The following is a 2523-nucleotide window of genomic DNA, read 5'->3' as shown; positions in this document are numbered from 1 at the left end:
GGCCGAGGCGTCGATATCGGCCATCAGGGTGTAGTTGCCGCCTAAATCAGCGGCCATACCTTGCAGGTCGTAGAGGTTATGGATTTCACCGCCGCCGGAGAGATGGGCCCGCAGCATGGGGCGGGAGCTACCCTCGGCGATAAACCAGTCATCGGCAAAGTCAAAACCGGCGTAGCTGGTTTGGCTATAGGCGGTTTCTGCAATCGCCCAATCACCGGTAACGGCGGTTATACCAGCAACAGCTCCGCCCACGCTGGTAGCATCGGCTTGCCCCGTGGTGAAAGAGTCCCAGTAGTTATTCGTATACGTATTGACACCATCGACCCGACCTACCAAGCCACCATTATTAGCTCCTGATGCGGCAACCTCACCACTGGCCCAAGAAGTTTCTATTGTAGAGTCTTCTAGGTGGCCAACTAAGCCACCCGCATAGTTAGTAGCTGCCTCTACGGCTCCTGTGGCAAATGAATTGGTGATAGAACCCCCAGTACGTAACCCACCCACCAAGCCGCCAGAATACGTACCTCCACTTACATCACCCACTGCATAGCTAGTATCTACAGTAAGTCCATCAGCAATCCCTACCAACCCACCAATTGACACCACTCCTATCACATCAGCGCTAGAGTAACTGCTCACTACAGATGAGGCATCAGCCCCACCTATCAAACCGCCAACCTCGCCCTCACCAGTAACCTCTCCACTAACAAGAACATCGGTGATGGAAGACCCGCTATCCAACCCAATCAAACCTCCGACATAATTATCGCCAACGATATTGACGGCAATCAAACCCAAGTCCGATACGCTGCTATTAGTTGCAACACCAAAAAGACCAACACCATCGAGACTTGGCCGATTAATGGTCAAACCACCGATCAGAAAACCTTGGCCGTCCAACTCGCCGCTAAACTCGCCGGCAAGGTTACCCACTGGAGCAAAACCACGGCCACCCCAGACATCGGAAAAGTTGCCACCATTACCCGCTGCAACACTGTGAGCGGTAGCCGAGGCGTCAATATCTTGGGTGAGGGTGTAGTTTGCGGTTAAATCAGCGGCCATGCCTTGTAACTGATAAAGGTTAGAAACGTTGGTGCCGTCCAAAAAGGCGCGCAGCATGGGGCGCGAGCTGCCCTCGGCGATAAACCAGTCGTCGGTGAAATCTAAGCCCGTATAAGATGTCTGGTTATAGGCATCAGGTGCACTCCAATCACCGTCTACAGCGCTTATACCGGCCGGAGTACTGCCATTAGCACCAAACGATTGGCCCGAAGTAAACGTATCCCAGTAACTGTTGGTGAAAGTGCTTCCGCCGCTACTACCCACCAAGCCACCTTCTGGCCCACCACCCGCAACTGACACCAAGCCACTCGCCCAAGAGTTATTAATGGACGATGTATTTGCCTGGCCAATGAGCCCACCGTTACCACCTGGGCCAGGGCCTGTAGCCGTGACACTGCCAGTAGCGTAAGTATCGTTAACTGAAAGACTATTTGCTCCCCCCACTAGACCACCAACGGTATGTTCACCGGTTACCGCAACATTAGCGTAGCTTTGTGAGATGGCGTTCAATGGATCTGCAAGCCCCATCAAGCCACCAACATTATGTGCCCCCGTTACCTCACCTGTGGCGTAACTGCCAGTGATTTGTCCAGCACTGTGTCCAACTAGGCCACCGACATAACCCTCACCGACAATATTAATATTGGTTAAACCCACATCTGTGATGGTAGCGTTCGACGCATTGGCAAATAGACCCACCGCACTTTCAGTAGGTCGGTTAATAGTCAAACCATTAATGACATTGCTGCCGCCATTAAAATCAGCAGAGTAACCATTCAGTTCATCACCAATCGGATCAAAACCCTCACCGCCATTCCAACCCGAGGTACCCGAGGCGTCAATGTCACTTACCAAAACGGCATCAGCATTCAACGTGGTATCCAGTCCCTGCAACCCAAATACGTCGGTAATTTGCAAAGCTGCACCGCCCACACTGCCACCGGTGGCACGGGTAAAGGTGCCGCCGTTAATCACAAAATCATCGGCCATAAATGTGGGCAGGGTGGCTGAAATTTGCGAAAAGTTACCGCTGTTTAAGGTAAAGGTGTCAACGTTAATATGGCCCTCGGCGCCGGTGGTGATGTTGCCCACGGCATTGAGAGTGAGACCGCCGCCGGGGGCGTGCAGATAGTCGTTAAAGGCAATGCCGCCATCGGCATCCAGGCTTAGGGTATTGCCGCTGGCCCAAATAATCGGGTCGGCAATGGTGATATCGCCGGCTCCGCCGCCAGAGTTGGCAGTTTGCAGTGTGACATTGTTGCCGGCCAAAGAGTTTTGCAACGCCTGGGTGTGGACGTGGCTGGTGCCATCGTTGCCGCCCATTTCGTCGTAGCTGATTTCCATGTTCGTGGGATCGAGCAACCAGGTGCCCGCTGCACCACCCGCGCTTGCGCTGGTAATAACAGCATCGGCACCAACTTTGACAATGCTGCCCGAGGTTTCAATAAAGCCGCCGTCGCC

General features: G+C 53.5%; 1 protein-coding gene. It reads right to left on the bottom strand.

Features of this window, described 5'->3' with window-relative positions; all coding sequences use genetic code 11:
• A partial coding sequence (locus Q4526_RS16440) for a GLUG motif-containing protein (RefSeq protein ID WP_303609705.1) occupies positions 1-2523 on the bottom strand: 2523 nt, incomplete at both ends.

Source organism: Gilvimarinus sp. 2_MG-2023 (genome assembly GCF_030547685.1).
Lineage (GTDB): Bacteria > Pseudomonadota > Gammaproteobacteria > Pseudomonadales > Cellvibrionaceae > Gilvimarinus.
The sequence above is the reverse complement of the archived record's forward strand: the minus strand, read 5'-3'. Positions and strand labels throughout refer to the sequence as shown.